The sequence below is a fragment of the Marinobacter sp. EhC06 genome (assembly GCF_001650915.1).
Lineage (GTDB): Bacteria > Pseudomonadota > Gammaproteobacteria > Pseudomonadales > Oleiphilaceae > Marinobacter.
This window is the reverse complement of record NZ_LXYO01000023.1, coordinates 998,207-1,024,444: the sequence shown is the minus strand read 5'-3', so window position 1 is coordinate 1,024,444 and position 26,238 is coordinate 998,207. Positions and strand designations below refer to the sequence as shown.

The window sequence follows — 26,238 nt, the reverse complement described above, 5'->3', positions numbered from 1 at the left end:
ATTGTGCCCGAGATCAGAAGAAGGTGCCATCAATGGGCGAGGATGCACTGGCATAGAGTTTCTTGGGCATACGGCCTGCCAGGTAGGCTTCCCGGCCAGCCTCGATGGCGAGGCGCATGGCATTGGCCATCTTGATCGGGTCTTTCGCCTGGGCAATGGCGGTATTCATCAATACGCCGTCGCAACCCAGCTCCATGGCGATGGTGGCGTCTGAGGCAGTGCCGACACCGGCATCCACGAGCACCGGTACCTTGGCGTTTTCCACAATCAACCGGATATTGTACCGGTTCTGGATACCCAGCCCGGACCCTATCGGCGCACCGAGCGGCATTATGGCCACACAACCCATGTCTTCCAGGCGTTTGGCCAGCAGCGGGTCATCCGAGCAGTAGACCATCACCTTGAAGCCATCCTTGATGAGTTCTTCGGCGGCGACGAGCGTCTCGGTCATGTTCGGGTAAAGGGTCTTTTCCTCACCCAGCACTTCCAGCTTCACCAGGTCGTGACCATCCAGGAGCTCCCGGGCCAGCTTGCAGGTGCGCACGGCATCTTTGGCGGTGTAGCAACCGGCGGTGTTGGGCAGGATGGTATAGCTGCTCGGGGAAATCACATCCAGCAGATTCGGCTCATCAGGGTTCTGGCCCAGATTGGTACGGCGAACCGCAACGGTGACAATCTCGGCACCGCTGGACTCGATGGCATGGCCGGTTTCCATCATGTCACGATATTTGCCGGTCCCGACGAGCAAACGGGACTGGTAGACCCGTCCGGCGATTTCGAGCGGTCTGTCTTCTGGAAGCTGGAGTTCGGATGTCTCTGTCATAGTGTTCCTGAATCGTTTGTTACGGGAGGATGGGAACCGCCGTCATGGGTGGGCTGGGCAGACTGTTCAGCCGCCGCCAATAGCGTGAACGACTTCTACACGGTCGCCATCGCTCAGGGTAAATTCCGGGTGCCGGCTTCGTGGCACAATGTCCTCGTTCACCTCAACCGCCAGCCGCTTGCCCGCGAGAGCCATCTTTTCAATCAGCGTGGCAATGGTGGCGCCATTCGGCAGTTCCATTGCATCGCCATTCACCTGAACCTGCATAGTGACTCTTGAACCTCTGTATTCATTACTTGTTCCGGCGGAGACCGGAGGTTATTACCAGCGCCCAGCCCACCATGAAGCACAACCCACCAAGGGGCGTGATCGGGCCGATCCAGCGGATATCTGTCAGCACCAACAGGTAAAGACTGCCACTGAATAACAGGATGCCGGCCAGCAAAAATCCCGCCGACCAACCCAGTAACTTCCTGGAAAGCCCCTGTCCGGCCAGCAACGCCACCAGAACCAGCGCTATGGAATGATACATTTGATATGTGACGGCGGTCTGGAAAACTTCAAGCCCTCGCTCACTGACCAGGTTGCGCAGCCCGTGTGCACCAAAGGCGCCAGCCATCACCGCCAGGAGCGCCAGAAAGCCCCCCGCCACCAGGGGAAACCCAAGGACGCGGCCTGCTGGGTGTTGTACGGACTCAGCAGTCACAGTGGATCTTTTCTCCCGTATCCAGATTCATCATGGTCAAGGCACCACCCCAGACACACCCGGTATCCAGGCCGATAAACCGGTCGCTGCCGGTTTTTCCTTCCAGGGCTGCCCAGTGACCAAACACCACACGGACATCGTCAGTACGAGGGAAATGAAACCACGGTTCGAAACCTTCCGGGGCGCTGTCGACACTCTCCTTGGCCGCCAATTCCAGGGTGCCATCCTCGGCAATAAAGCGCATGCGTGTGAAATAATTGGTAATGATCCGCCAGCGGTCCATACCCTGCAGGGTTTCATCCCACCGTTCGGGCTGGTTGCCGTACATCTGGGTGAAGTATTCCTCGGCGGCACCGCCCCGAATTACAGCTTCCACTTCCTGGGCGCAGGCCAAGGCCTGACTGACCGTCCAGATATGGGGCAGACCGGCGTGGGTCATCACCAGATTCCGGACCGGGTCGTGAACGCAGAGGTTCTGTTGCCGGAGCCAGTGCACCAGCCGGTCGTGATCTGGCGCTTCAAGGATATCGGACAGAGTATCTTTGCGGCGGGTCTGATGGCCGCCCAGCGCCACGGCGAGCAGATGCAAATCGTGATTTCCAAGCACCACCACCGCCGAATCTCCAAGGCTCTCGATATACCTCAGGGTTGCCAGTGAGGACGGGCCACGGTTGATCAGGTCGCCGGCCACCCAAAGGCGGTCACGGGAAGGGGAGAAATCCACCTTGTCCAGGACATCTCTCAGGCGTTCGTAACAGCCCTGAATATCGCCAATGGCGTAGTCAGTCATCACTTGCCTCGTTTACCGGGTTAGCTGTGCCCTTCTCTTCAAAAAGCAGATCGGCAATGGCCACGTAATCGGCCAGGGAGAGGTTCTCCGGACGCAGACCGTCATTGATGCCCAGGCTCTGGAGCTGCTCGGCCGACACCATGCCGCCCAGAGCCTTGCGCAGTGTTTTTCGGCGCGCGTTAAAAGCCGTGCGGACCACAGCCTGGAGCGTCGCCAGATCCTTCGCCGGATGGGGCAGTGTCTTATGGGGCACCAGCCGAACAATCGCCGAATCCACTTTCGGCGCCGGGCGGAAAGCGCCGGAACCCACTTCAAACAGCGGCTGCACCTTGCAGAAATACTGGGTCATGATGCCGAGGCGACCGTAATTGTTGTCACCGGGCACCGCTGCCATCCGCTGTACCACCTCTTTCTGCAGCATGAAGTGCATGTCCTGCACGACGTCCGCCTGCGCCAGCAGGTGGAAGATCAGGGGCGTGGATATATTGTACGGCAGGTTCCCGATGATCCGCAGGGGACGATCCACCATCAGCTCACTGAAATCAAACTTGAGCGCGTCCGCCTCGTGAATCCGGAACTCGGGGTAGTTGAAGAACTTGGTGCGCAGCACCGGAATCAGGTCGCGATCCAGCTCCACCACCTGAAGCCTTGGGTTCACGGCCAGTATCTCTTCGGTCAGAGCGCCCAGGCCGGGACCAATTTCCACGATGGCGTCATCGGGTTTCGGGTTAATGGCGCGGATGATCTGCTCTATGACCCCTGGATCATGGAGGAAATTCTGGCCAAACCGCTTTCTGGCCTGGTGGCCGGCTTTGTTACTCACGAACGGGTCTCTTCAATTGCAGATTTGCGACAACGAGCCATTTGCTCGCCCACTTTCAGGGCCGTATGCAGACTGCCTGCATCAGCCCGGCCGGTGCCAGCCAGATCCAGGGCGGTGCCATGATCCACTGAGGTGCGGACAATCGGCAGCCCCAAGGTAATGTTGACGGCCCGCCCGAAGCCCTGAAACTTCAATACTGGCAGTCCCTGGTCGTGGTACATGGCCAGAACCGCATCGGCCTTGTCGAGCCAGTGCGGGGTAAACAGGGTATCGGCAGGTAAAGGTCCGGTCAGAGAAATGCCTTCGGCGCGAAGAGCCTCCAGGGTTGGCTCGATGGTGTCGATTTCCTCCCGACCAAGGTGACCACCTTCGCCGGCATGAGGGTTCAGGCCTGCCACCAGTATCCTGGGCCGGGCAACGCCGAAGAACTTTTTCAGATCAGCATCGAGAATTCGCGTTACCTGAGTCAGGCGCTCCGGGGTAATGGCGGCGGAAACGTCCTTGAGCGGTAAGTGGGTGGTAACAAGCGCAACCCGCAACTCGTCGGTCGCCAGCATCATGACCACACGATCCACCCCGCAGAGCTCCTGTAGGAACTCGGTGTGGCCGCTGAACGAGATGCCTGCCTCGTTGATCACACCCTTGTGGACAGGCGCCGTCACCATGCCATCAAAATCGCCACTCAGGCAGCCATTGGCGGCGACTTCCAGTGTTCTGAGTACATAGGCGCTGCTGCCGGTGTCCAGCGTTCCCGGCTGGTGATTGGCACAACCTTCCACGTGCAGCACCGACAACAGGCCTGCTTCCATTTCTGGCGCCTCGCCGGGCTGCCAGGGACGCAGTTCAACCGCCAGATTCAATTGCTTCGCCCGGGCCTCCAGCAGTGGCCTGCTGGCGACCACCACCACACCCCCGGTCCTGGCCTCCAGCGCCAGCTGTAGGCACAGCTCCGGACCAATGCCGGCGGGTTCGCCGGCGGTGAGCGCCAGCACCACGGGCTTAGTCATCAGGAGACCGGCTCTTCTTCTGCAGGCGCGTCCTTGGCGTACTCGCCTTTGAACTCGATAAAGGCCTCATCGCGGATTTCCTGGAGCCAGTTCTGCAATTCGGTTTCGAACTTGCGGCGATAGATGGCCTGGCGGGCCTCGGCGTCGCGCACATCACCGCTGATATCTTTCTGGCGGCGTTCCTGCACCTCCAGGATGTGCCAGCCAAACTGGGAGCGGAACGGCCCGCGCAACTCGCCAATATCAGCCGCCAGCATGGCCTGCTCAAACTCGGGCACCATCTGACCGGGGCTCACCCAGCCCAGATTACCGCCATCGGAACCAGACACCGGGTCATCAGAATACTCCCTGGCCAGGGCACTGAAGCTGGCTCCGTTCTGAAGCTGTTGGTACAGGTCGCGGATCATTGTCTCGGCTTGGTTGTCGGTAGTTGCCTCGGAAGGCCGAACCAGGATATGACGGACACGATGCTGCTGGATCATTTGCTGCTGCTCGCCACCGCGCTTGTCCATCACCATCACCAGGTGGAAGCCGCTGTTGTTTTCCAGAACTTCCGATGGCTCACCCACCGGCAGCTCCGGCACAACCGGGGCCACCAGAGACGGCAGTTGGCCTTCGGCACGCCAGCCCATATCCCCGCCTTCCAGGGCGTTACTGGCATCGGACTCGGCAACGGCCACCTCGCGGAAATCACGGCCACTGGCAATCTCATTGCGCAGACGCTGGGCTTTTTCCCGGGCCGCATCCACCTCTGCATCGTCCGACGGATCGTCAACGCTGACAAAAATATAAGCAAGCCGGTATTGGGCGTTGTTGCCACCACGGGCTTCCAGGCTTTCCAGGTAGTTTTCCACTTCCCGATCGGTTACCCGAACCCGGTTGCCTACCTGACGCTGCTGAACGCGACTGGTCAGCATCTCCCTGCGGATCTGCTCGCGGGCCTGGTTATAGGTCACACCTTCGGCAGCCAGCTGGTTTTCAAACTGCGCCAGGCTCATGCCGTTGCGCTCGGCGATGTTGGCCATGGTTTCGTTCAGCTCGTTATCGCTGATGCGCATGCCGGCGCGGTCTGCCATCTGCATCTGGATCGACTCGGTGATCAGTTGGTCAAGCACGCGCTCTTCCAGGACCTGCCGCGGCGGCAACGCCGTTCCCTGTGCGCTGAGCCGGCTGGTGATGGTACTGATTCGCGCCTCCAGCTCGGTCTGCAGGATGACATCCTCGTCGACGATGGCCACTACCTGATCCAGCAGCTTACGCTCGGCCTGAACAGACAGCGGGGCCAGAACGGCAAGAAGAATCAGTAACGCTTGTACACCATGGCGAAGGGTCGCCTTCATAATCACCTCTGCAAATAGAATTTGAGCTTTTCTGGCGTTTTGGGGGCCTTAGTCCGGGATCCACTCAGGGAGTTCCAAAACGACGACGCTCCCTTTCATCAAAACCGTAAATGGCCTCGGAAATACTCGATGAGGCACCATCGCTGCCGCCGAGCCCCTTCAGCTGGATCTGGAACAGTATGCGGCTATCCAGCTCCCGGTCGTCGGTCAGGTAGTTCTGGTGCACCACCTGAACACTCCAACAGCAGTTATTGTATTCCAGCCCGGCCAGGGATCCGACGGTCCGGTCAAGATTGGAATCATAGACCCAGCGGCCGATCAGACTAACACGGTCCGATACCGGGAAAACCGCCGCAATATCCGACTGTTCCAATTCGCCCCGGCTGTATGTGTGCCCCACGCTTGCCAGGTACCGGTAATCACTGGAGTGGAAGGTCAACTGGCTTCGTCCTTCCTCAGTATCCCCGGTATCAGGATCCCACAGCCCGGAAGAGCGGATTTCGAGGGTATCGAGCGGGTTAAGCACGACCTCCCCCGCCAGCGGTGAACGGCTCCTGGTACCGGCACCTTCACCAAACAGCGTCACCTCGCGATCCTCAAAATACTGGACCTGGCCAATACTGAACCGGGCACGCTCGGCCCCGGTGAGCAGGTCATTGAAACGGCTGGTCAGGGCAACGGTCAACTGGTTGGCATCGCCTACCCGGTCACCGCCGGTGAAGCGGTCCGGTCGAAACAGCTGTTCAAAACGAAAGGTCTGGAGGTCAGTGTCGAAATCCGGGATATCGTTCTGATCCGGATCTGCATCGGCCCAGGCGTAATAGAGCCGGGGCTCCAAGGTCTGGTTGTAGGGCACATCAAAGAGGCTGCTCTGTCGGTCGAAATACAAGCCGTTATCCCATTCGGCAACCGGCACAGTGCGATCAAAGGTACCATCGCCCAGTACGTAGTCATCCAGGTCATAGCGTGTGTAGTCAAGGCTGACCGAAGGCCGGCTGAACCCCCACAATGCCCGCATCGGCAACGCCAGCTCCGGCCGCGCCCGGAAACGCTGGCCGTTGGCCCGGTCGAGACCGGTCAGTGCTTCGTTATCCCGGTAAAAAACTGTGTACTGGCTTTCCAGGTTGGCCTCCACAATGCCCGCACCGGTCTCCCCTGCGTAGATAACTTCCGGCAACTGGGCATAGGGCTTGTCCACGTCGGCAATGCGATCACTGATGGTCTGGTAATCGTTGAGGTAGGCATCGAAATACTGCTTGTCGCTTCGGTAGGCTACCCCGCCCTTTCTCTGCAAATGGGTTGCCTGGTTGATCTCAAGGCTGCGGTTCAGATCGCTGAGATAGTCTTCGTCGCTCACCACGGAAAAATCTCCGTAGCCCCGCCAGCCACGGCCAAAGGCAGCCCGGGTCGTGGCATCCAGGGCCCAGCGCTCACCGGATTCACCGGGATTTTCTTCCTGGAACGCCGAATCATTGCCGATGTACCCGAGCTGCAGGGTAGTTTCCCCGAGAGAACTGAGGTAGCGACCTTCAATTTCGTTGAACAGACCCCGGCCGTGAATGTACTGGGGCGTCAGTGTCGCGTCGTAATGCGGCGCCAGGTTGAAGTAGTAGGGCACGGCGAGAAAACCGCCACTGCCGGCACTGGAGGAGCCGAACTGTGGGTACAGGAAGCCGGACTTGCGGCGATCATCAATGGGAAAGCTGGCCCAGGGCCAGTAGAACACTGGCACATCCAGAACCTCCAGCCGAACATGCTTCGCGGTGCCAAATCCCTCGGCCCGATCCAGTTGGATATCCGAGGCAACAATGGCCCAGTCGTTCTGCTTCGGGCCGCAGGTGGTCAGAAAGCCATCTTCAATAACGACCTGCTCTTCACTGATCCGCGCCAGGCTGCCTGCACGACCGCGCATTTCGGGCCCGTGCAGCAGAAACGTCGCGGTATTGATGTCAAGGCGACCGGTATCGACATCATAATTCGCGTTCTCACCGGTCAGGAGGAAGCCATCACCTCGGCTGACCAGTGGCCCCTGGACTGATACCGCGCCCTGCTGCTGGCTGTACCGGGCTTCTGAACCGGTTACCTGGAAGCCTCCCTGTCGAATCCGGACATCTCCCTGGAGAAACAACTCGCGGTCAATTTCATAACGGGCATTCAGGCCGCTGGCCTCCAGCGGTTGTTCGGCATCAGCGCCATTGGCAAACGCACTGCCGACGCCATTGCTTCTACCGGACGGCAAATAACCACCGTCACAGAAAAGGGGCAACGAAGACCGCACCTCGGCTGGCAATTCCGCCCTGGGCCTCCAGTCAATTTCCGCTGCGGATGGCGCTGTCTGGGCATAACTGGCGGCACCCCCCAACCCTAGAAGCGCGGCCAGCAACACGCGGCCATACCGGCTCTGCCACCGGCTTTCCGGCGATTGCAGTGGGCGTTCGGGACATGGCACGGTGGCTGGATCCTGTTCCGGGTGAATTGGAGGACGGGCAGTATTAACCGCCGCCTAGTTTACACGTGCCCTCCGGGGTTGTTAACGGAAACTCCGCTGCAAAACCGATTTACCCTCTTTATACTCGTCTGCTAACTTTCGCTGTCAGCGACAACTTATTTTCAGGATCGCAACCCGAGCTATGGATACCCGCCTGCAGTTGCTGACCAACTGGGTCAGACAGTTCCCCGGCTTTGAACAGAGCGAAGCCGAACCGGTTTCTGGCGATGCCAGTTTTCGCCGCTATTTCCGGGTCTGGCAGCGCGCCAATCAGGCGACGGCTCCCGGTGACGGCGTGCCCTTTATCGTCATGGATGCGCCCCCGGAACACGAACACTGCGAGCCCTTTGTGGCCATCGCACGACACTGGCACCATCAGGGCATCGCCGTGCCGGAAATCATCCAGGCCGATCTGACGCAGGGTTTCCTGCTGCTGGAGGATTTTGGCGACCAGCTGATGCTTGGCCAACTGAACGCCGATTCCGCAGACCAGCTTTACCGGAACGCCCTTGAGGAATTGACCCTCATTGCCCGCCAGCCCTCCCCAAAGGATTACCCGCTACCGCCCTACGACGCCACCCTGCTCGAGCGGGAAATGGCGCTGTTTCCGGACTGGCTGCTGGAGCAGCACCTGGGCATGAGTCTGGAGAACAGCGAGCGGGCTCTGCTGGAGACCACCTTTTCCATGCTGCGGGAGAGCGCCCTGGCGCAACCGGAAGTGACGGTTCATCGGGACTACCACTCCCGCAACCTGCTGGTTCGCCCCAATGAACCGCGCCCCGGTGTCATCGATTTCCAGGATGCAGTCACCGGGCCGGTCACCTACGACGTGGTGTCCCTCCTGAAAGACTGCTACATCCAATGGCCAGAGGAGCGCATCTGCGACTGGCTGGAGGTGTTTCGCCAGAGCAGCCGGGACGCCAGCCTGCACCGGGCTGATCCGGAAACCTTCCGACAGTGGTTTGAACTGATGGGCATGCAGCGCCACCTGAAGGCCGCCGGGATTTTCGCGCGGCTGTCGATCCGCGATGGCAAGCACGGTTATCTCAATGACATTCCCCGAACCGTGCAGTACCTGATCGTTGCCAGTAGCCGGCAGCCGGCCCTGCGCCACTTCCACGAATGGCTCAGCGACACGGTCATGCCCCGGATCGAGGCGAGCATTGGCCCGGCCCCCTGCCAGGAGCGTCCGCACCCGTGAAAGCCATGATTCTTGCCGCCGGCAAAGGTGAACGCATGCGGCCACTGACTCTGGCCACACCAAAGCCCCTGCTCCAGGCCGCCGGCAAGCCTCTGATCAGCTACCATCTGGACCACCTTCGCCGGGCGGGAATCCGGGACGTGGTGATCAACCATGCCTGGCTGGGTGACCAGATTGAAGAGACCCTGGGCAATGGCGAACAGTTCGGACTGTCCATTCAATACTCCCGGGAAGGCGAGCCCCTGGAAACCGCCGGTGGCATAGTGCGCGCCCTGCCCCTGCTTGCCGATGATAAGTCTGACTGGATTCTGGTGATCAATGGCGATATCTGGAGCGATTTCGACCTGTCACAACTGACACCGCCGGCTGACGCGGACGCCCTGCTGGTTGTTACCGATAACCCGCCACATCACCCTGAAGGTGACTTTCATCTGACCGATCAGGGATGGCTCATTGGCGACGGGCCGGAGAAATTGACCTTCACCGGCATCAGCCTGTTGCACCGGAGTCTGTTCGAAGGCCTGACCGATCGGGCGGGAAAGCTGGGCCCGGTGCTGCGCAATGCCATAGGCAAAGGCCGTGTGAAAGGGCTTTATCACCGGGGACAATGGGTAGACGTCGGCACCCCGGAACGCCTCCAGGCGCTGGACAGGCAACTGGGCAACAGGGAATCCGAAAGCCATGGCAGGGAGTAAACGGCAACCGGTGCTGCCGGCCCGGATGGAAGCCGAGTTCTCCAGCCTGATGCGGGAGCTTTCTGCCTGCGGCCATCAGGCGCCGGCTCTTATCGAGCGCGCCCACCTGCCCCGCTGGTGCAGGCGCCCCCTGTTCTTTTTCCTGGGCTACATCGCCAAGTCAGAGGGGCGGGTGACCGAAGCAGACATTGGCTATGCTGAATCCCTGATAAAAGCCATGAGGCTGTCAAAGCGACAGCGACGGCGCGCCATTGGCTGGTTCCAGGACGGCAAGTCAGCCGGGCAACTGCCCTTCATCCGCGGGCTGGCCGTGCGCCTTTCCCGTCGCCTTTGGCCGGCTCCGGCCCTGAAAACCGCCATCTGCCTGTGCCACGCCAGCCAGCTTAACGGCCGGCCCGGCAAGCCCAGACGCTACCGCTGCGAGGATGCCATTGACCAGATTGGTCTGCCGGTGAGCGTCAGCGAGGACATCTTCGACAGCTATGCCAGCAAGGTCTGGACCCGGCATAGTGAAAACCTCTCCCGTCCCACCAGTTATCAGCAGGCGTGCGAGCTGTTGGGGGTTACCCGGCGGGATTCACTGGAGATCATTAAACGGGCCTACCGCAAGAAGGTATCCGAGTGCCATCCGGACAAGCTGGCCCAACAGCAGGTCAGCCCCCGCGATCAGAGCCTTGCCAAGGAACGATTACTTCACTATCAGCAGGCCTGGGAACTGATAAAGCGCCACAACACCGTCCGCTAGTCCTGGCGGGACTCCAGCCAGGCAGCAACGCGGCTGGCGATCCCATCGCCCAGAGTTCCGGGCGCTGGCGTGAGCCAGGGAATCGGTTGTCGCTCAAAGCCACTCATCCCGGCCCGGCGCAAACGCATCCCCATACTCCATTTGGTTTGATCATCAACGGCTCCGGACGGATAAAGCTCCAGCAATTCAGTGCTCAGCGACTCCAGACGTTCGGGCAGATCTGGACGGTCAACGGGGTAAAACTGGGGGGCCACCCAGATAAGCGCAGCGGCATCAGCCCCCTCCAGGACCTGGTTGGTAACGTGTATGCTGGCTCGCCCGACTCCCAGAACAGCCGGTGTTTCATAGCCCCGCTCAGCCAACTGGGCCAGCCCTGCCTGGAGCGTCTGGCTGATCCGGCTTCGGTAGCGCGCCTCAAGGTCATCGGCACTCTCTGAAGCCATGACATCGATCATTACCGATTCCGGTGCTTCCTGCTCACCCGCCTCCGTTTCCGCCGATGGCTCTTCTGCCACGGGCCGCATCAGGACGTCACTCAGTACCGGTGAGGGCGACTCCAGCCCAAGAGTGAGCACGGCCCAGCCCCTTGAAGCCAGCCCCGCGGCCAGTGCCCCGGTCACGCCGGAAGCGGCGGTTTCGCCCTCGTCCGACAGAACCAGCACCGCGCCGCGGGCCGGCAACCTGGCTTCCGGATAGAACAGCCCCAGTGCCCGATCGCCCTCCTCAAGTTCCAGCCATACCGCTGCCTCGGGAAAGGTCTGGGTCAGGGAGCGCTCGCCGGTGCCCGTCCAGATCAGGGACCGGCTTGCAGACTCCGTAGCCGGCGCCGAATCTTCAGCCCCACTGGCCTGGTCAGCCTCGTCCTGGCCGAAGCTGGTGGACGGCATGGCAAACATCAGGGCCAGGATAAAAAACCAGAACACGACCGGCCGGCAAATCTCGAATCTCTGCACAGATACTGATCCTTTGACTGCGAAAAAACGCCACTGAGCTGTTAGACTAGCAGCCATCCTGAATGTGCGGCAGGGACCGCTGACCAAGCCATTATCCATTGTTGTGAGAGAGCCGTCATGAATCCTTACCTGATTGCCCCATCCATCCTGTCCGCCGATTTCGCCCGTCTTGGCGAGGAAGTCGATAACGTGCTGGCCGCCGGAGCCGACGTGGTGCACTTCGATGTGATGGACAATCACTACGTACCCAACCTCACCATTGGCCCCATGGTCTGCGAGGCGCTGCGCAAGCACGGCGTAACCGCGCCCATCGATGTGCACCTGATGGTGTCGCCGGTGGACGACCTCATCCGTATGTTTATCGACGCCGGGGCCAGTTACATTACCTTCCACCCGGAAGCGACCAACCACATTGATCGCTCACTGCAGCTGATCCGCGACGGTGGCTGCCAGGCGGGCCTGGTGTTCAACCCGGCCACGCCGCTGCATTACATGGATCATGTGATGGACAAACTGGACATGGTGCTGATGATGTCGGTAAACCCCGGCTTCGGTGGCCAGAAGTTCATTCCCGGCACGCTCGACAAACTCCGGGAGGCCCGCAAACGCATCGATGCCAGTAACTACAATATCCGCCTGGAAATCGACGGTGGCGTGAAGACCGAGAACATCCGGGAAATCGCCGAGGCCGGTGCCGACACCTTTGTGGCGGGATCTGCCATCTTTAACACCGACGACTATAAAACCACCATTGATGCCATGCGCGAAGAACTGGAGCAGGCCCGCAGGGTGATCAGCCAATGAGCCTGGCGGGTTTGTTCAATCCCCGCTGGCCGGGCGTTGCCCTGTTCGATCTCGACGGCACCCTCGTGGACAGTGCGCCGGATCTGGCGGCAGCGGTTGATCAGATGCTCGAACACCTTGGCCGCTCTCCGGCCGGCATTGACCGGGTGAGAAACTGGGTAGGCAACGGCGCCAGCGTTCTGGTTCGCCGGGCGCTGGCCGGCCAGGTAGATTGGGAACCGGCTCGGCCTAAAGACGATGCCCTGTTCAAGGATGCCCTGGCGATTTTCTATCACGCCTACGGCACCATCAACGGGCAGCATTCAGTGGTCTATGCCGGTGTCGAGGCCTGCCTCACGCATCTGAAGAACCAGGGCTGCCGACTGGGCATCGTCACCAACAAACCGGAACAGTTTGTGGCGCCATTGCTTGAGCAAATGGGACTGGACCACTGGTTTGATCTGACCGTGGGTGGCGACACCCTCCCGGTCAAGAAACCCGATCCCGCGCCCCTGCTTCATGCCATGGAGGCTTTAGGAGGAACCCGGGGAACTACGGTGATGGTGGGCGACTCCGGGGCCGATATTAATGCCGCACTGGCAGCAGGCATTCCCTGCGTGGCAGTCCGTTACGGATACAATTATGGGCCCGCCGTGGATACCCTCGGTGCCGATGCGGTTGTTGATTCGCTGGCCGAGCTTTTGTAATCTCACAAGGAACTTACATTGAGCATGTCTTTACGGGAGATTCCTGCCGTGCAGGGACTGAATCTGACTGCAGCGCGAGGCATCCTGACTACCCGCGCAACACGATGGTGGCGATGGCGCACCGGCTGAGCAAGCCCGGAGGCTGGCCGGCACCTGCCCGTCGAGCCCGCAGCACCTGACGGAAGCGCAGGCTTCCGTCCACAATGCAGATCAGATTTCAGGAAACCGCACCATGACACCCGAGCAATTCGCCGAGCTCGCCGACGCCGGCTTTAACCGCATCCCTGTGTACCGCGAGGTTCTGGCCGACCTCGATACGCCTCTGAGCACCTATCTGAAACTGGCTAGCGGGCCCTACTCCTATCTGTTCGAATCCGTCCAGGGCGGCGAGAAATGGGGCCGTTATTCGATCATTGGTTTGCCCAGCCACGAGGTGCTGAAGGTCTTTGACCACAAGGTCGAAATCAGCCGCGGCGGCGAGATTGTCGAAACCGAAGAAGTGGACGATCCACTGGCCTTTGTCGAGGCTTACCAGAAGCGCTTCCATGCACCGGATCTGGACGAGCTGCCCCGGTTTAACGGCGGCCTGGTGGGCTACTTCGGCTACGATACCGTGCGCTACATCGAAAAACGGCTGCGCAAGAGCTGCCCCCCGGACAAAATCGGCACGCCCGACATCCTGTTGATGGTGTCCAACGAGATCGTGGTGTTCGACAACCTGCGGGGCAAGCTACACCTGATCGTGCATGCCGATCCCGCCGAGGAAGGCGCGTTTGACAAGGCGCAGAGCCGAATTGATGAACTGGAGAACCGTCTGCACCGGCAAACCGCCGACGCGCCCCGCACGCCCGAACACCTTCGTGGCAAGACCGTGGACGAGAGCGACTTCATCTCCGGCTTTACCCAGGACAAATTCGAAGCCGCGGTGGACAAGATCAAGGGCTACGTGCTCGACGGCGATGTCATGCAGACGGTGATTTCCCAGCGCATGTCGATTCCCTTCGAGGCGCCACCGCTGAACCTGTACCGGTCGCTGCGGGTGCTGAACCCGTCCCCGTACATGTATTTCCTGGACCTGGAGGACTTCCATATCGTGGGCTCCTCCCCGGAAATCCTGGCCCGGGTGGAAGACGAGGAAGTCACCGTCCGCCCCATCGCCGGTACCCGCAAGCGCGGTGCCACCGATGCCGAGGACAAGGCCCTGGAAGCGGAACTGCTGGCCGATCCGAAAGAGATCGCCGAACACCTGATGCTGATCGATCTGGGCCGCAACGATGCCGGCCGGGTGTCGGAAACCGGAACGGTTCGGCTCACCGACAAGATGATCGTGGAGCGCTACTCCCACGTGATGCATATTGTTTCCAACGTCACCGGCCGGCTGAAAGACAACACCAGCTGCCTGGACGTGCTGCGGGCCACCCTGCCCGCCGGCACCCTCAGTGGTGCGCCCAAGATCCGGGCCATGGAAATCATCGACGAGCTGGAGCCGGTCAAGCGCGGCGTCTACGGCGGCGCCGTGGGCTATCTGTCGTTCAACGGCAACATGGACACCGCCATTGCCATCCGTACCGCCGTGATCAAGGACAACACCCTGCACATCCAGGCCGGCGCCGGCGTGGTAGCCGATTCGGTGCCCCGCCTCGAGTGGAAGGAAACCATGAACAAGGGCCGCGCGATTTTCCGTGCGGTGGCAATGACCTACAACGATTTCGACCACTGAGGCGGAGGAACAGATTATGTTGCTGATGATCGATAACTACGATTCCTTCACCTACAACGTGGTGCAGTACCTAGCAGAACTGGGCGCCGATGTGCAGGTGTATCGCAACGATGAAATCACCATCGAACAGATTGAAGCGATGAACCCGGAACGGCTGGTGATATCCCCTGGCCCCTGCACCCCGAACGAGGCCGGTATCTCCATGGAGGCCATCCGGCATTTTGCCGGCAAGCTGCCAATCCTGGGAATCTGCCTGGGCCATCAGGCCATTGGCCAGGTCTACGGCGGTGACGTTATTCGCGCCGGCCGGGTCATGCACGGCAAGGTGTCCCCGGTATTCCACAAGGACACGGGCGTATTCCGTGGCCTGAGCAACCCGCTGCAGGCGACCCGTTATCACAGTCTGGTGATTGACAAGACCACCCTGCCCGACTGCCTGGAAGTGACCGCCTGGACCCGCAACGACGACGGTTCCATCGAGGAAATCATGGGGGTTCGCCACAAGACGCTGCCCATTGAGGGCGTGCAGTTCCATCCGGAGTCTATTATGACGGAACAGGGTCACGAGCTGCTGCGCAACTTTCTGAGAACACAATAAGAGGCCGACACATGGACATGAAAGAAGCTCTCAACCGCATTGCCTCCAACCTGGACCTGTCCCGGGAGGAAATGAAGGACGTGATGCGTATCGTCATGAACGGCGAGGCCACGGACGCCCAGATCGGCGCGTTTCTGATGGGGTTGCGTCTGAAAAGCGAAACCATTGATGAAATCACCGGTGCCACCGAGGTCATGCGCGAGCTGGCCACCAAGGTAACGGTCAAGGCCGAACCTCTGGTAGACATCGTCGGCACCGGCGGTGATGGCGCCAACCTGTTCAACGTGTCTTCCGCCGCTTCGTTTGTGGTGGCCGCGGCCGGCGGCTTTGTGGCCAAACATGGCAACCGGGCTGTTTCATCCAAGAGCGGCAGTGCCGACCTGCTGGAAAAGCTAGGTATCAACCTGAGCATGAAACCGGAGGAAGTGGCCCGCTGCGTCGAGGAAATCGGTGTCGGCTTCATGTTCGCCCCGGCCCATCACGGCGCCATGAAACACGCCATTGGCCCCCGCAAGGAACTGGGCTGCCGGACCATTTTCAATATCCTCGGCCCGATGACCAATCCCGCTGGCGTTAAGCGCCAACTGGTGGGCGTGTTCAACCGGGAGCTGTGTCGCCCGATGGCGGAAGTGCTGCATCGCCTGGGGGCGGAGCACATCATGGTGGTGTGCTCTAAGGATGGCCTGGACGAGATCAGTCTGGCCAGCGCCACCCATGTGGCTGAACTGAAAGACGGCAAGGTCACCGAATACGACATCACCCCGGAGGATCTTGGCATCAAGAGCCAGGCTCTGGTGGGCTTGACCGTGGACACCGCCGACGACTCACTGAATCTCATCAAAGCAGCTTTCGGTCGTGGTCACGACGAAATGGCCGAGAAAGCCCGGGACCTGATTGCCCTCAATGCCGGCGCAGCGATCTATGTCGCTGGTTTGGCCAAGACGCCGAAAGAAGGTGTGGATATGGCCCTCGACGCCATGGGCTCTGGTCTAGCTGCCGGCAAGATGTCAGAGCTGGCTGATTTTTCCCAGTGTTTTTGAGCCTTTCAAAACGAAGGCAATAACCAAGCTCGACGGGTCGGTGGCGGGGACCTTTCCAAAACTGTCGTCAGCCATGGATGGCTGACGCCAAGCCCTACAGGGACGTATTCACGGGCGTGTTTTGGAAAGGTCCCCGCCACCGGCCCAATCACCTGATTTGCAGGCCGCTAATGACTGAACGACATTTGGACAAGACGCCGACGATTCTTCGAAAGATTGTTGATCGGAAGTGGGAAGAGATCGACGAGCGGAAACCGAGGGTTTCCATTGCAGACCTGAAAGCCATGGCTGGGGATCAACCTGCAGCCAGAGGCTTTGCCGACGCTCTGCGCAGCCGAATTGAACAGCGGGCTCCCGCTGTCATCGCAGAAATCAAAAAAGCTTCACCAAGCAAGGGCATTCTTCGGGATCCGTTCGAACCAGCAGTGATTGCCGAGAGTTACGAGAAAGGCGGCGCCGCTTGTCTGTCGGTACTCACCGACCGCGACTTCTTCCAGGGCCACGAGGACTACCTGGTCGCTGCCCGCAGTGCCTGCAGTCTGCCGGTGATCCGCAAGGACTTCATGGTCGCTCCCTACCAGGTCTACGAAAGCCGCGCCATCGGCGCCGACTGCATCCTCCTGATTGCCGCATGCCTGACCAAAGACCAGATGCAGGAGCTGGAAGGTATTGCCCATGAGATCGGGCTAGATGTACTGGTGGAGGTGCACGATGGCGAGGAACTGGATGATGCGTTGACGCTGACGACGCCTCTGGTGGGCATCAACAACCGCAATCTGCATACCTTCGATGTGTCGTTGGACACCACGTTTGAACTGCATGAACGCATCTCACAAGACCGGCTGACCATTACCGAGAGCGGCATAATGACTCGCAACGATGTCGAGGCCATGACCGGCCGTGGCATCTTCGGGTTCCTGGTGGGTGAGTCGTTCATGCGGGCGCCGGAGCCCGGAGAAAAACTCAGTGAACTGTTTTACTGATTCGGGGCGGCAACGGTCAGATTTTCCATGGACGAAGTCAGCAACAGGGAATCCGATAATCCTATTCTGATCGGCCCCTACTGGCCGGTTTTTTTCCGGTATGCCCTGCCCTCGGTAGCCGGGCTTCTGGCGTTGACCACGGCCAATATCGTCGATGGCATCTTTATTGGCAATTTCGCCGGGGCGGAAGCCCTGGCAGCCCTTAATCTGCTGATCCCCTGGTTTACCTTCCTGTTTGGTATTGCCCTGGCACTAGCCATTGGCGGCACGGTTCGGGCCGGTCGCTATCTTGGTGAAGGCCGGCCGGACGCTGCGTCGTCGATGTTCAGCAAATGCCTGATGGCAACCCTGGCCCTGTCGCTGACGGGTGCAATCGCCGGGCTGCTTTTCCACGACCCCATCTACCGGCTGCTGGGCGCTTCTGCCGAAATCTATCCCCTGATGTCCGAGTATTTCCTGGTCATCATCTGGGTGCTGGTGCCCCAGCTGGTCACCATGGTGTTGTATTACTTTGTCCGGGTGGACGGCTTCCCGGTGTTGGCGACCACGGCATTGGTGATTGGTGCCGGTGCGAACATCCTGTTGGATGCCTTGCTGGTGGGCTATCTGGATTACGGTCTAAGGGGTGCCGCCGTGGCCACGGGCCTGGCGCAGATACTGCAGTTCGCGGTTCTGGCCCGCTATTTCCGCAAAGCCGGCCGCAAGCTGATGTTCCAGTTCCGACAGACAAATTGGCGCGAGATCCCCAGAGCCTTTGGCAATGGGGTCTCTGAGTGGATCAACGAGCTGTCCGTCGGGCTGGTGATGCTGCTAATCAACTGGTTGCTGATGACCACACAGGGCGTGGCCGGTGTTGCCGCTTTCACCGTGGTGAACTACCTGATTTTTCTCAGCCTGATGATGTTCTATGGCATATCCGATGCCATGCACGTACTGATCAGCCACAACCTGGGCGCGGGCAATGCCAGGCGGATCCGCGGATTTATGGGCCGTGGAGCCGTCATCATCCTGGCACTTGCGGTCAGCCTGGTGGTCACCGCCTGGCTGTTCGGAAACCAGGTAGTCCGACTGTTTCTCGATACCTCCGCCGATCCGGCAACGGCCCGGCTGGCGGACCAGTTCCTCGAAATACTCTGGCCGCTGTTCCTGGTCAACGGCATGAATGTGCTGCTCTCGGTCTACCTGACGGCCATGCACAAGGCCCTTCCCTCGGCTATGGTCGCCTTTTCGCGAAGCCTGGTGCTGCCTGCACTTCTATTGGTTGCCATCGCCCACTTTGCGCCGGATTGGCCACTCCTTGTGGCGCTGCCCCTGGCGGAATGGCTGACCTTTGGTTTGGCGGTGGCGCTGTTTTTGCGTTTTCGCCCCCATCGCGTCGTGGCCGCCAGCGCCCAATTGTAAAAAATGTAAAACCCTTTCACATGCATTCGATTCTCATTTAGATTTGATCCAAATTTCGGATTTGGAGAGAGGACATGGGACCGTCTGCCCGGGCGATTGCCGAACAGGCCAGTTTTCAGGCCTTCCTGCACTGTTACTTGCAAGAGGTGGATTTCGGGCAGTGGCAGGTGGCCAGCGCCCGAACCGATGACGTGTCCGGGCGGTTCCTCGGCCCCTGGGTCTGTGAGCTTGTCCTTGGCAGCCAGCGCTCGCGACTGGCCATTGATGTTCTGTACCGGTCCGCCGTCGGCCGGCACCGGTATGGCCGGGTCCGGCAATGGTTGGAGGCACGTCACTGCTGGTCCGATATCGAGCCGTTCCATGCCCTCTGTCTTCTGGTGCGGGAACTCTACTCACTCTCTGCCGGCATGGTGCCCGAGCTTCGGAAAAGCAGGGAACTGGAGTTCCTCCATCGGCTCACCGACAGCTATGACGTCATGATCCGCTGTGTCGAGCATCGCAGGGGCGACGCGGCACTGCGCGACAACCGGTTTATTGCCTCGGAACAGTCCCTGCTATTTGGCCACGCCACCCACCCCACGCCGAAAAGCCGCCAGGGCATGGCCGCCTGGCAGCAGGATGCCTACGCACCGGAACTGGCCGGACGCTTCCGGTTGCATTACTTCTTGGTACACACCGCCTGCATTGAGGAGGATTCTGACGCGCCACTGCCCGCCCATACCATGGCGGAAACCCTGCTCAGCCTCGGCCAAGGCTCGCTCAATCTGCCACAGGATCATTACCTGGTGCCCGCCCATCCTCTGCAGACGGACTGGCTGCTGTTGCAGCCGGACGTCATGGCGGCGATGGATCAGGGGCTGATCCAGCCTCTGGGCGCGCTGGGGCCGGAATTCTCCGCCACCTCCTCGGTCCGGACTGTTTACAGCGAGCAGTCGGAATGGATGCTGAAATTCTCAATTCCGGTGAAGGTGACCAATTCGCTCCGGGTGAGCAAGCGCCATGAGCTCAAAGCCGGGGTGGCCATGAGCCGGCTAATCCGCAAAACCGGCTTTGCCAGTACGGAGACAAAGTTCCGGATCATTGAGGACCCGGCCTACCTGACCGTCAAACTGCCGGGGCAGTGCGAAAGCGGCTTCGAAGTCATCTTCCGAAACAATCCGTTCCCACGAGGCCAGGATGCCGGCATTGTCAGCCTGGCGGCGCTGACCCAGGATCCGTTGCCGGGCAGGCACTCGCGGCTGTCCGGCCTGATTGAAGGGCTGGCGCTGAATGAAAACCGCAGCATGACTGCGGTGGCTCGCGACTGGTTTCAACACTACCTTGACTGTGCCATTGGCCCTGCCCTGAGACTGTATGACGACCACGGTATCGCCCTGGAGGCCCATCAGCAGAACAGCTTGCTGGATATCAGCGGTGGCTACCCGCAACTCTGCTTTTACCGGGACAACCAGGGCTACTATCTGTCGGAAAGCCGGCGAGAGGAACTGCTGTCGCTGTGCCCCGATCTGCAGGAGACCCCGGAGCTGTTCTACCGGGATGCCATGATCCGGGATCGCTTCTGTTATTACCTGTTCGTGAACCAGCTGCTTTCAGTCGTTGCCCGACTGGGTGGCGACGGTTTTCTCCCCGAGATCCAGCTGCTTAAAAACCTGCGGCATTTCCTGCGCTCGCAGCGCGCCACGCTCACCGGGCCGGCTCTCGCTCTGGTTACCATGGTGCTGGAAGACAGCCGCCTGCCCTACAAAGGCAATCTCCTTACCCGGGTGCACGATGTCGATGAACTGAATGCCGATCTGGAAATGGCAGTCTACACCAGCATCGCCAATCCACTGTATCGATTGGACCAGTCGAGCCAAACTCCAAGCACGATGAACAACATGGCCGAGGTGGGTCATGATGTCGCCTGATGCCGACACCGCCGGACTGGGTCCAGTTATGGCCCTCAGCGAATCAGCCGGGCAGCGGGTCATGCGCCAATTGCTAGAGGCCCTGATGTTCGAGGGAGTCATCGGCTATGGCCTGACCAGGCCGGGCGCTGCTGGCTGGCAGTGGCTGAGTTTCACTCTGGGCGCCCTGGAGGGGCGATGCCTGGGCCGTGTCCGCGGGTTTGGTCGCCTGCGTCTCGATCTGGACACACTGATGCTAACTGTGAATGGTCGAAGGGCGGCCACCGACCTGTCGACCCTGGCCAGTCAACTACCGACCACCGAGGCCGGCCGGGACCGGCTGCTGCACGAGCTGCTTGCAACCGTCGCTAACACGCGGCGGCTCGATGCCATGCGCCACTCGTATCATTTGGCCAATCGGCGCCAGCTGCACGGCGAGGACCTGGATCGGGCTCTGCATGAGGGACACCCGTACCACCCCTGCTACAAAAGCCGCCTGGGGCTGCACGAAAACGACCTCCTTCGGTACAGCCCGGAGACGAGCGCAGGCTTCAGGCTTCACTGGCTGGCCCTGCCACGGGCCCGCCTGACCCGCCAACTGCCCGTGCCGGAGATGGCCTTCTGGCAGGCCGAGCTTGGTGCGGAGGGAGCCTACCTGTTGCGTGCAGCCTTTCATCGGGCAGGCCTGGATTGGCAACACTATGGCCCTTTGCCCGCCCACCCATGGCACTGGCAGGCGCTGAGCCAGAGTAACCTGGCGCCAATGCTGGCGTCCCTGGATATCCACGGCCTGGGCCCCGTGGGTGATCGTTACCGGCCAAGCCAGTCGTTGCGATCACTGTTCAACATGAGTGATCCAACCCGGGCTTGCATCAAGCTTCCCCTGGGCATCCATAACACTTCCTCCCGCCGGCATTTGGAACCTCACTCGGTGCCCTCGGCGCCGGTGATCAGCCAATGGCTGCAGTCTGTGGTCGATGCCGACCCCCGCTTTGCCCGGGCCTACCCGCTAAGGCTGTTGTCGGAGTATGCCAGCCTTTCCTTTTCCGCAGGGGAACCGTCCTCGCGGGAGGCGCTTGGCCTCGAAGGGGAACTGGCGGCCATCTGGCGCTCCTCCATTGCCACGCGCCTGGCCGAGGACGAGCAGACGATTCCGCTAAATGCTCTGGCGCAGTGGGAGCCGGATGGACTGCCCTTCATCCACCCCTGGGTTGAACTTTACGGGCTGCAGCCCTGGCTGGAGGCGACACTGGCAACAGTGATTCTGCCAGTCTGGCACATGCTGGCAGCCCACGGCATCGGCCTTGAGGCCCACGGTCAGAACAGCCTGCTGGTGGTCCGCAACGGCTGGCCCCAGGCCCTTATTTTGCGGGATTTCCACGACAGTGTGGAATACGCCCGGGATTATCTGCCCTCCGACATTCCGGAACCTGACTTCGGCCCGCGCCAGGGTCTTTATAGCCGGGCCCCGGACAACCAGTTCTACCGCATGTCCGGACCGGAAGCATTGCGGGAGCTGGTGATGGACACCCTGTTTATCTACAACCTCAGCGAGCTGGCGCTGGTTCTGCAGGAGGCCTATGGCTTCGATGAACGCCGGTTCTGGCGCCAGATCCACCGCCTGCTTGCCAACTATGGCGCGCAACACCCGGCATTGCGCCCCCGCCTGGCCAAGCTTGGCTGGGACCGGCCCTGGATCCGGACCGAATCACTGCTGCGGCGAAAGCTGCAAACCGACGCAGCCTCAACCAGCCACCAGGTGCCCAATGCGCTGACGGCTGAGGCGCCCTTAGTACCCAAACCCATCAACGATTACCATCAGGAGAGGTTATCGTGACCGCCACTTTGTTCCATGTCGACAATACTTCCTATAGCCAGACGGATTGTGAGCGGCTGGTCCAGCCGCTGACGACGTTGGATTCGTTTCGGGACACGTCGCGGATGCGACTGGCCGTCTGTCTGCAACGCACCGCCGACTGGCTGGCGCTCTGCCTTTGGCTGAAAGACCGGGGCGCAAGTGTGTTGCCGATCCACCCGGGCACCCCCCGCCACGCTGCACGGGCACTGGCCCTGGATACCGGATGCAACCTGCTGCTGTTCGGCGACGGCCTGGATAGCGCGTTGCCCGAGACGATAAACGACACCCCGGCACCCTCGGTGACCGGCGGCGAATTGATCCAGCTCAGCTCCGGCACCACCGGCAAACCCAAAACCATCGCCCGCTCCTGGCGGGACATAGACCTTGAGGTGAACGCCTACGTCACCCAGTTCATCGAGGCCCGGGGCTTGACCCCCGTGGTGGCCTGCCCGGTGACCCATTCCTACGGCCTGATCTGCGGTGTGTTGGCGTCCCTGGCGCGAGGAGCCCAGCCACACGTAGTCACCAGCCTGAATCCCCGCTTCCTTCTGGCCCAACTGAAATCGGTCCCCGATCATCTACTCTACGCCTCTCCCACTCTGGTGAGCCTGCTGATACAGATGCTGCCCGCGACCGAACGGCTGCATACTGTCATGCTCTCCGGGGCGCCGCTGCCGGCGCCGGTGCTGCGCCAGGTTCAGGGCCGCTGCCAGCGTCTGTGTCAACAGTACGGATGTTCGGAAGCCGGGTGTGTCGCCCTGGCCCCGGCGTTGAACGAACCCGGTCAGCTTGGCCAGCCCCTGCCCCATCTTGCAGTCCAGGCCGGGATTTCCGCCCAGTGCCCGGACGAAATCCAGATCACCGTGGAGGCCACCGGCCAGGAAATTCAAAGTCGAGACCTGGGGTACTTCGATACCCGAGGCGACCTGCATTTCCTAGGCCGCGCCGACGACACCATCAACGTCGCCGGCATCAACGTCTACCCCGGTGCCGTGGAGGACGTGTTTCTGACTTACCCGGGCATCACCGACGCTGTGGCGTTCAAGCAGCCGGACAGCTTTGCCGGGGAGCGCGTGTGCCTGCGGTTCGTGGCAGATGCAGAACTGGAGATTGACCATCTCCGGCAATGGAGCCGGGACCGACTTTCGCCCCACCAGGTGCCCGCGTTGCTGGAACAGGTCGATGCCATCCCACGCCTTGCCAACGGCAAGGTCAGCCGTCGGTTGCTGAGCATTGACGAGCCGACAGCAGCGCGCAAGCAGGAGGTGCCGGCATGACGGCTGCCCGCGACGCCATCAAGATCGTCATCGAACAGCATCTGCCCAACGCCCGCCTGGCGGCGTTCAACGGCAGCGCCCGTCTGAACGGCGATCTGGCCCTGGATTCCATCATGCTGCTGCAGCTGATTGTGCATCTGGAGCTGGAACACGGGTTGTATCTGCCCGAAGAAGCCTTGCTGGCCAATCCACCAGAGACGGTGGCAGACCTCGAGAACCTCCTTGCGGGCTGCCAGAGCGCGGAGGTGTCCCGATGATCAAGGTACACTGCTTCGTCAGTTGCGTTTGCGAGCTGATCAAGCGGACCCCGGGCGTAGACCATCGCCCCTTCTACTTTGGCGTATGGGATGCGGACTTTTCCGTCGACAGCCGGTTCGTGCTGTCCTACCACTCGCCTCATACACGCCATGACCAGTTCCGGGAATGGTACCGGTTGCTATACGGCGTGCGCATCGAGCCCTGGTACGACCATGACCAATCCAAGGAGGCCAACATCCTTCAGTTGGTGTCACTGGTGGAGAACCGACCGGAAGATCGCCAGGTGATGGTCATGCTAGACCTGTTCCGGCTGCCGGAACGGGAGAACAAGTTCCACCAGAATCCCTTCCCGCACTACGTGCTGCTGGAGGCCACCGACGACCCGGACCAGTGGTTCATGTCCGACCCCGACTTTCGCTGGGAAGGGCCACTGCCGAAGGACCGGATTCTGGATTCAGTGCGCTCACCGGCCGCGGCCGGTGGATTCTGGTTCGACGGTCTGGACATTCGCCACACGCCGGCGGAGACTGTGGCCGCCTATTTCGCCCAGTGCATGAAACCTGACACCAACCCGTTTACGGACGCGCTTCGCCAGATCTTCCGGGCCCATGCTGGAGCCCGGGCGGTCCGGCCTCTGGATCAACTGCCCGGTGCGTTTCGGGAAATACCGGTTATGGCCATTCGCAAGTACGCCTACGAACATGCCTTTGCCTGGCTGCTTGAGGATCAGGGTCTAACCGCCGAGGGCGACTCCTGGTTCGAGGCTGTGTGCGAGGACATTGATCGACTTGTGAAAACCTACACCCAGATCCAGTATCGGACCCTAAAACTCGCCATGTCCGGGAATGATGCCTTGCTGGCGGGTGTGGAAGCGCTTCTGGATGAACAGGATGACCGTGAGTTCACCATCAAGGCGCAGCTACTGGCTCTGTTTCGGCACTGGCAGAAGCATGCAGAGTCGAGGCTATGCCCTGGGGTGCCCACCAGAAAGACCGCAGAGGTATTGCCATGATTCGCTTCCACCTCTGTACCATTTCGTTTCGTCACCACCTGGTGTCGCTTCGGGAACTCGCTGCCTGGGCGCAGACGCAGGGGTTCAACGGCATCGAGCTGTGGGGCGTCCATGCCCGCCACCTTGCTGACCAGCCGGAGCTGGACGGCCACTGGCTTCGCTCTCAGGATCTGACAGTGCCGATGGTCAGTGATTACCTCCCACTGGAGGGCAGCGAGGTGGAAGCCATCCGCCACACTCGGGAACTGTGCCGGTTGGCACGTCGCTGGCGGGCGCCCAAGGTCAGAACCTTCGCAGGCCACCTGGGCAGCGCAGATGTATCGCCGGACCGGCGTCGGGGGCTGACCCGTCGCCTTCGGACTCTGGCCCAATGCGTTGCAGATGAGGGCCTTTCCCTGATACTGGAAACCCATCCCGGAACCCTGGCGGATACCGTGGAATCCACATTAGCGCTATTGGTCGACGCCGACCATCCGGCCCTCGGCATCAACTTCGATGTGTTGCACGTCTGGGAATCCGGGGCCGATCCCCGCACCGCCTTCGAGCAGCTGGCGAAGTGGATCCGGCATTGCCACTTCAAGAACATTGGGCATTACAGCCAGTTGGGCGTGTTCGCACCCGCCAACGTCTATTCGCCGGCCGGGTGTCGCGACGGCATGGTGCCGGTTCTTGAGGGCGCCTGCGACTACCGGCCGCTGTTGGCGGCGCTCGCAAACTGGCGGCGACCGGCCGAGTCCAATCCACTGGATATTTCCCTGGAGTGGTTCGGCCCTGACAGTTACCGGGTCGTGGAAAGCGACCTGCGCCAGTTGCGGCGCTTACTTGAAGAGAGTCGCCAGTCTCAGGCCGTAGCCGTCTGCCAATGAACCTCGGCCACCTCATCCCCGGAAAAGCGGATGAGGTGCGAGGCCACCACCTGACCAAGCTCTTCCAGTTCTTTCTCCGTGTCGGACTGACATTCCAGCCGCAGCGCGTTATCAACCGCTGTTAGGCGGCACACCCCAATCGAGAACGTCAGGACGCCGTCGGTTTCGGTCCACTGCGACTCGATCTTGTGGCGGAAATGCTTGGCCAAACGATTGATCAGGCGACCGGGGTTGGCACTGGTGACACGGGCATTCATGGCTGGCATCGCGAACTCCTT

The 26,238-nt window shown here is 60.7% G+C and carries 26 protein-coding genes; 16 read left to right on the top strand and 10 right to left on the bottom strand.

Annotated features, from left to right (window positions below):
- Positions 1-13: 13 nt before the first annotated feature.
- From A8B84_RS14515 to A8B84_RS14480, 8 genes are all read right to left on the bottom strand, one after another.
- A complete protein-coding gene (locus tag A8B84_RS14515) occupies positions 14-823 on the bottom strand; it encodes a thiazole synthase (RefSeq protein ID WP_064229837.1) in 810 nt (269 codons plus the stop codon).
- Between the two features lie 66 nt (positions 824-889).
- Positions 890-1,090 carry a sulfur carrier protein ThiS gene (gene thiS / locus A8B84_RS14510; protein ID WP_064229836.1) on the bottom strand — a complete coding sequence of 67 codons (201 nt, stop codon included), beginning with the start codon at positions 1,088-1,090 and terminating at the stop codon, positions 890-892.
- Between the two features lie 25 nt (positions 1,091-1,115).
- Positions 1,116-1,475: a DUF423 domain-containing protein gene (locus tag A8B84_RS14505; RefSeq protein WP_064230118.1), complete on the bottom strand. Its 360-nt coding sequence runs from the start codon at positions 1,473-1,475 to the stop codon at positions 1,116-1,118.
- Between the two features lie 43 nt (positions 1,476-1,518).
- Complete coding sequence (locus A8B84_RS14500; RefSeq protein WP_064229835.1) at positions 1,519-2,319, bottom strand: symmetrical bis(5'-nucleosyl)-tetraphosphatase; 801 nt, start codon at positions 2,317-2,319, stop codon at positions 1,519-1,521.
- The gene (gene rsmA / locus A8B84_RS14495) at positions 2,312-3,142 is read right to left on the bottom strand and encodes a 16S rRNA (adenine(1518)-N(6)/adenine(1519)-N(6))-dimethyltransferase RsmA (RefSeq protein WP_064229834.1); all 831 of its coding nucleotides are present in this window, start codon (positions 3,140-3,142) and stop codon (positions 2,312-2,314) included. Before rsmA ends, A8B84_RS14500 begins: the two co-directional genes overlap by 8 nt.
- Entirely contained in the window at positions 3,139-4,149 is a 1,011-nt protein-coding gene (pdxA, locus tag A8B84_RS14490; RefSeq protein WP_064229833.1) for a 4-hydroxythreonine-4-phosphate dehydrogenase PdxA, read from the bottom strand. Before pdxA ends, rsmA begins: the two co-directional genes overlap by 4 nt.
- Entirely contained in the window at positions 4,149-5,489 is a 1,341-nt protein-coding gene (locus A8B84_RS14485) for a peptidylprolyl isomerase (protein ID WP_064229832.1), read from the bottom strand. Before A8B84_RS14485 ends, pdxA begins: the two co-directional genes overlap by 1 nt.
- A gap of 64 nt (positions 5,490-5,553) precedes the next feature.
- Complete coding sequence (locus A8B84_RS14480; protein ID WP_138103201.1) at positions 5,554-7,875, bottom strand: LPS-assembly protein LptD; 2,322 nt, start codon at positions 7,873-7,875, stop codon at positions 5,554-5,556.
- 244 nt (positions 7,876-8,119) lie between these two features.
- On the opposite strand from A8B84_RS14480, the gene A8B84_RS14475 reads away from it, so the two are divergent.
- From A8B84_RS14475 to A8B84_RS14465, 3 genes are read left to right on the top strand one after another with little or no spacing between them, the layout of a single operon-like run.
- A complete protein-coding gene (locus tag A8B84_RS14475) occupies positions 8,120-9,178 on the top strand; it encodes an aminoglycoside phosphotransferase family protein (protein WP_064229831.1) in 1,059 nt (352 codons plus the stop codon).
- Positions 9,175-9,873: an N-acetylmuramate alpha-1-phosphate uridylyltransferase MurU gene (gene murU, locus A8B84_RS14470; RefSeq protein ID WP_064229830.1), complete on the top strand. Its 699-nt coding sequence runs from the start codon at positions 9,175-9,177 to the stop codon at positions 9,871-9,873. Before A8B84_RS14475 ends, murU begins: the two co-directional genes overlap by 4 nt.
- Positions 9,860-10,618 (top strand): DnaJ domain-containing protein, encoded by a 759-nt coding sequence (locus A8B84_RS14465; protein ID WP_064229829.1) that lies wholly within the window; start codon positions 9,860-9,862, stop codon positions 10,616-10,618. The genes murU and A8B84_RS14465 overlap by 14 nt, the downstream gene beginning before the upstream one ends.
- Here A8B84_RS14465 and A8B84_RS14460 read toward each other — a convergent pair.
- Complete coding sequence (locus tag A8B84_RS14460) at positions 10,615-11,571, bottom strand: DUF3530 family protein (RefSeq protein ID WP_064229828.1); 957 nt, start codon at positions 11,569-11,571, stop codon at positions 10,615-10,617. The two genes, A8B84_RS14465 and A8B84_RS14460, sit on opposite strands and share 4 nt — an antisense overlap.
- A 117-nt stretch (positions 11,572-11,688) precedes the next feature.
- Between A8B84_RS14460 and rpe the strand changes: the two genes are divergently transcribed.
- From rpe to A8B84_RS14395, 13 genes are all read left to right on the top strand, one after another.
- A complete protein-coding gene (rpe, locus tag A8B84_RS14455) occupies positions 11,689-12,375 on the top strand; it encodes a ribulose-phosphate 3-epimerase (RefSeq protein ID WP_008173385.1) in 687 nt (228 codons plus the stop codon).
- Positions 12,372-13,061, top strand: coding sequence for a phosphoglycolate phosphatase (locus A8B84_RS14450; protein ID WP_064229827.1), 690 nt, complete (start codon positions 12,372-12,374; stop codon positions 13,059-13,061). The genes rpe and A8B84_RS14450 overlap by 4 nt, the downstream gene beginning before the upstream one ends.
- A 232-nt stretch (positions 13,062-13,293) precedes the next feature.
- Positions 13,294-14,781, top strand: coding sequence for an anthranilate synthase component I (trpE, locus tag A8B84_RS14445; RefSeq protein WP_064229826.1), 1,488 nt, complete (start codon positions 13,294-13,296; stop codon positions 14,779-14,781).
- Between the two features lie 16 nt (positions 14,782-14,797).
- Positions 14,798-15,379: an aminodeoxychorismate/anthranilate synthase component II gene (locus tag A8B84_RS14440; RefSeq protein WP_064229825.1), complete on the top strand. Its 582-nt coding sequence runs from the start codon at positions 14,798-14,800 to the stop codon at positions 15,377-15,379.
- 11 nt (positions 15,380-15,390) lie between these two features.
- The gene (gene trpD, locus A8B84_RS14435; RefSeq protein ID WP_064229824.1) at positions 15,391-16,419 is read left to right on the top strand and encodes an anthranilate phosphoribosyltransferase; all 1,029 of its coding nucleotides are present in this window, start codon (positions 15,391-15,393) and stop codon (positions 16,417-16,419) included.
- A gap of 170 nt (positions 16,420-16,589) precedes the next feature.
- Positions 16,590-17,402, top strand: a complete 813-nt coding sequence (trpC, locus tag A8B84_RS14430; protein ID WP_064229823.1) for an indole-3-glycerol phosphate synthase TrpC — start codon at positions 16,590-16,592, stop codon at positions 17,400-17,402.
- Between the two features lie 27 nt (positions 17,403-17,429).
- Positions 17,430-18,803 (top strand): MATE family efflux transporter, encoded by a 1,374-nt coding sequence (locus A8B84_RS14425; protein WP_064229822.1) that lies wholly within the window; start codon positions 17,430-17,432, stop codon positions 18,801-18,803.
- A gap of 74 nt (positions 18,804-18,877) precedes the next feature.
- The gene (locus tag A8B84_RS14420; RefSeq protein ID WP_064229821.1) at positions 18,878-20,710 is read left to right on the top strand and encodes an IucA/IucC family protein; all 1,833 of its coding nucleotides are present in this window, start codon (positions 18,878-18,880) and stop codon (positions 20,708-20,710) included.
- Positions 20,697-22,526 carry an IucA/IucC family protein gene (locus tag A8B84_RS14415; protein ID WP_082905166.1) on the top strand — a complete coding sequence of 610 codons (1,830 nt, stop codon included), beginning with the start codon at positions 20,697-20,699 and terminating at the stop codon, positions 22,524-22,526. The genes A8B84_RS14420 and A8B84_RS14415 overlap by 14 nt, the downstream gene beginning before the upstream one ends.
- Complete coding sequence (locus A8B84_RS14410; protein WP_064229820.1) at positions 22,523-23,824, top strand: AMP-binding protein; 1,302 nt, start codon at positions 22,523-22,525, stop codon at positions 23,822-23,824. The genes A8B84_RS14415 and A8B84_RS14410 overlap by 4 nt, the downstream gene beginning before the upstream one ends.
- On the top strand, positions 23,821-24,081 hold the full coding sequence (locus A8B84_RS14405; protein WP_064229819.1) for a phosphopantetheine-binding protein: 261 nt from the start codon (positions 23,821-23,823) through the stop codon (positions 24,079-24,081). Before A8B84_RS14410 ends, A8B84_RS14405 begins: the two co-directional genes overlap by 4 nt.
- The gene (locus A8B84_RS14400; RefSeq protein ID WP_064229818.1) at positions 24,078-25,094 is read left to right on the top strand and encodes a DUF6005 family protein; all 1,017 of its coding nucleotides are present in this window, start codon (positions 24,078-24,080) and stop codon (positions 25,092-25,094) included. Before A8B84_RS14405 ends, A8B84_RS14400 begins: the two co-directional genes overlap by 4 nt.
- Complete coding sequence (locus tag A8B84_RS14395; RefSeq protein ID WP_227512844.1) at positions 25,049-25,960, top strand: sugar phosphate isomerase/epimerase family protein; 912 nt, start codon at positions 25,049-25,051, stop codon at positions 25,958-25,960. Before A8B84_RS14400 ends, A8B84_RS14395 begins: the two co-directional genes overlap by 46 nt.
- Here the strand turns inward: A8B84_RS14395 and A8B84_RS14390 are convergent.
- Positions 25,936-26,226, bottom strand: a complete 291-nt coding sequence (locus tag A8B84_RS14390; RefSeq protein WP_064229817.1) for a DUF2218 domain-containing protein — start codon at positions 26,224-26,226, stop codon at positions 25,936-25,938. The two genes, A8B84_RS14395 and A8B84_RS14390, sit on opposite strands and share 25 nt — an antisense overlap.
- Between the last annotated feature and the right edge of the window lie 12 nt (positions 26,227-26,238).